Genomic DNA, 2,777 nt, shown 5'->3' with positions numbered 1-2,777 from the left:
TCTCCTCGCCACGCTTGTACTCAGTGAATGATCCAACTCAACAACCACAACCCCAGCACCAGCCAGATAATGCCCATGACGATCGACGCGCGCATGAAGGCGCGGATTGCCGAGTACAGCAGCATCAGCCCGAGGATCAGCGCGACGATGCTGATGATCGAGGTGTCCATGCCCAGCGTGCGGGACAGCCCATCGACAAAATTGCCGCCAGCATTGGCCAAGGTGTTGAACAGGCCGCTGAGCAGGTCGACGATGAAACGGATCACCGAACCGAGCGCCTGGCCGAGCCATTCGAAAAAGCTTTCTGCCTGCATGTGTGCATCCTGATGAAGAGGAATCGAAATCGAGCCGTTGGCTCCTGATTGTAGGAGCTGCGCCGGCTGCGATCGTTCGATTATGAGGCAATTCGCCGCTTCGTACCGAGACGCTTGCCTTCCCCCGTCATCCCCCCGAAGCTATGCGCATTCAGGAGAGCCCGATGAACCTTGTTGAACTGACCGAACGCCTGCACGCCATTCGTGACCGCAACGACTGGCGGCAATTCCATAGCCCGAAGAACCTCGCCATGGCCGCCAGCGTTGAGATGGCCGAGCTGGTCGAGATTTTCCAATGGCTGACCGAGGACCAATCGCGGCAGTTGTCGGCGGATAAGCTGGCCCACGCGGGCCAAGAGGTGGGTGACATCGTGTTGTACCTGTTGCTGCTGTGCAGTGAGTTGGGCCTGGACATGGACGCCGTGGTGCGCAGCAAGTTGGCTGACAGCGAACGGCGGTTCGCCCATGAGTGACCGGCATTTCGATCAGCTCGCCACACGCTTTGCGGAGAAAATCTACGGCGGGGCCAAGGGGGCGATCCGCCTGGCCGTGCTCCAGGCCGATCTGCTGGAAAGCCTGCCGGAGCGGCCGCTGCGCGTATTGGACATCGGCGCGGGCCTGGGCCATATGTCGCTGTGGCTGGCCGAGCGCGGTCATCAGGTCACCTTGGCCGAGCCGGCCGAACCCATGCTCGAAGGCGCTCGTCAACGCTTCGCCGAGGCCGGCCAGCACGCAACGTTCATCCAGGCGCCTTGGCAGGATCTGCTTGGCCAGCTCACCGAACCTTACGACCTGGTGCTGTGCCATGCGGTGCTCGAATGGCTGGCCGAGCCCCACGCGATCCTGCCGGTGCTGCATCAGCTCACGAAGCCTGGCGGCTGGTTGTCGCTGGCGTTCTACAACCGCGACGCGTTGGTCTATCGCAACCTGCTCAAAGGGCATTTTCGCAAGCTGCGTAAAAATGACATGGCCGGTGAGAAACAAAGCCTGACGCCGCAACAACCCCTTGATCCTCGAGAGTTGGCGGCGCAACTTGAAGACCTGTGGCAGGTCGAAAGCCAAAGTGGCGTGCGGGTTTTTCACGACTATATGCCCGTGGAATTTCAAGGACGCGTGGAGCTTGCGCAACTGCTGGAAATGGAACTGGCCCACCGTCGCCATCCGGCTTTTGCCGGTTTGGGACGTTATCTGCACTGGGTCTGTCGGCCGCTCTGACCTGAAGAATCATCGGAGAGCGAAATGAAAGGTCGTTCAGGGTTATTGGCGTTATGCCTCGGGCTCGCAGCCTGCCAGGGCAGCAACCCTTATGTCGCCACATCCAATCCGTTGCCGCCGGCACCGCCCGAAGCCGCCACGGTGTTCGATCGCAGCGCCTACCCCGCGCCGCCCCGTGACTATGGACGCTATCGCAGTTGGGCCTGGCTCAACGGCCGTCTGCCTCCGGGCACCGCCTGGGCGGATTCTGCCCAGGTGGCCGAAGCCGTGAGCGATGCGCTGGATCAACGTGGGTTGCGTCCACTGCATGACAACCGGCCCGCGGACCTCTTCGTCAGTGCCGAGCTGCGCCTGGAGACTCGCATCCGCCAGGTCCGGGACGATTACGACTCGGGGTACTACGGCGGCTACAACCGCTACGGATCGGGCTACGGCATGTACAACACCGTTCCGGTGGTTCGGACTTACCAGGAGCAAGTGGTGGTGGTTCGAGTGGATCTGTTCGATGCCCGCAACGGCCAGCCGGTGTGGAGCGCCAGTGCCGAGACCAGTCAGCGGGGCCATCAGAGCGAGCGCACCGATGCCATTCGTGAGGCAGTGGAAAAGGCCATGTCGGCTTATCCTCCCAGTTGATCATGCAACGGAGAAAAACCATGTTCCGTCGTCTTGTTCCGTTTGCCCTTGTCCTGCTGCTCGGCGCCTGCGCCAATAACCAGGTCAACCATGACTTCGACACCAGCCGGGATTTCGCGGCCTACCGCAGTTGGAGCTGGAAAGAACCTGCCCTGCAATATCGCCCGGATGACCCGCGTATCAAGAGCGACCTGACCGAGCAGCGGATCCGCCAGGCGGTTGCCGATCAGCTTGACCAGCGCGGCTTGCGTCCCGCCCAGGCAGGTGCGCGGGGCGACGTGCAGGTCCAGGCCTATCTGATCGTCGAAGACCGCCAGCAGCAAGTGACGACAAACTACGGCGGCGGTTGGGGTGGCCCTTGGAATGGCTATTGGGGCGGGCCGATGTACAACGAAACCCGCAGCGTCAACTATAAGGTCGCCACGGTGCAGATCGACCTGCTCGACGGCAAGGACGGCAAGCTCGTGTGGCGTGGCAGCGACGAGCAACTGCTCAGCGATTCGCCCAACCCGGCGGAACGCAGCACGAAGGTGCGTGAGACGGTGGGGCGGATCCTGTCCAATTATCCTCCGCGCTGAACAAGACAACCCTTGTGGGAGCGAGCCTGCTCGCGAA

Annotated in this window: 5 protein-coding genes; 4 read left to right on the top strand and 1 reads right to left on the bottom strand. The window is 61.9% G+C overall.

Translation table 11 applies throughout. The features are described from left to right. Window positions 1–20: 20 nt before the first annotated feature. A complete protein-coding gene (locus tag OC610_RS25080; RefSeq protein ID WP_030138039.1) occupies window positions 21–314 on the bottom strand; it encodes a hypothetical protein in 294 nt (97 codons plus the stop codon). Window positions 315–478: 164 nt separating this feature from the next. On the opposite strand from OC610_RS25080, the gene OC610_RS25075 reads away from it, so the two are divergent. From OC610_RS25075 to OC610_RS25060, 4 genes are read left to right on the top strand one after another with little or no spacing between them, the layout of a single operon-like run. Then, entirely contained in the window at window positions 479–787 is a 309-nt protein-coding gene (locus OC610_RS25075) for a MazG-like family protein (protein WP_181287298.1), read from the top strand. Further along, window positions 780–1,529, top strand: a complete 750-nt coding sequence (locus tag OC610_RS25070) for a methyltransferase (protein ID WP_249876284.1) — start codon at window positions 780–782, stop codon at window positions 1,527–1,529. The genes OC610_RS25075 and OC610_RS25070 overlap by 8 nt, the downstream gene beginning before the upstream one ends. Window positions 1,530–1,553: 24 nt before the next feature. Next, window positions 1,554–2,162 (top strand): DUF4136 domain-containing protein, encoded by a 609-nt coding sequence (locus tag OC610_RS25065; RefSeq protein ID WP_264431711.1) that lies wholly within the window; start codon window positions 1,554–1,556, stop codon window positions 2,160–2,162. Between the two features lie 20 nt (window positions 2,163–2,182). Continuing rightward, the gene (locus OC610_RS25060; protein WP_264431710.1) at window positions 2,183–2,740 is read left to right on the top strand and encodes a DUF4136 domain-containing protein; all 558 of its coding nucleotides are present in this window, start codon (window positions 2,183–2,185) and stop codon (window positions 2,738–2,740) included. Window positions 2,741–2,777: the final 37 nt, after the last annotated feature.

This window comes from Pseudomonas agronomica, from assembly GCF_025917275.1.
Classification (GTDB): domain Bacteria; phylum Pseudomonadota; class Gammaproteobacteria; order Pseudomonadales; family Pseudomonadaceae; genus Aquipseudomonas; species Aquipseudomonas agronomica.
The sequence above is the reverse complement of the archived record's forward strand: the minus strand, read 5'-3'. Positions and strand labels throughout refer to the sequence as shown.

What these genes read in the sequence shown, in the direction of transcription:
- OC610_RS25065 (WP_264431711.1), top strand. Translation starts at nt 1,554, where the DNA reads ATGAAAGGTCGTTCAGGGTTATTGGCGTTATGCCTCGGGCTCGCAGCC.
- OC610_RS25060 (WP_264431710.1), top strand. Translation starts at nt 2,183, where the DNA reads ATGTTCCGTCGTCTTGTTCCGTTTGCCCTTGTCCTGCTGCTCGGCGCC.
- OC610_RS25075 (WP_181287298.1), top strand. Translation starts at nt 479, where the DNA reads ATGAACCTTGTTGAACTGACCGAACGCCTGCACGCCATTCGTGACCGC.
- OC610_RS25070 (WP_249876284.1), top strand. Translation starts at nt 780, where the DNA reads ATGAGTGACCGGCATTTCGATCAGCTCGCCACACGCTTTGCGGAGAAA.
- OC610_RS25080 (WP_030138039.1), bottom strand. Translation starts at nt 314, where the DNA reads ATGCAGGCAGAAAGCTTTTTCGAATGGCTCGGCCAGGCGCTCGGTTCG.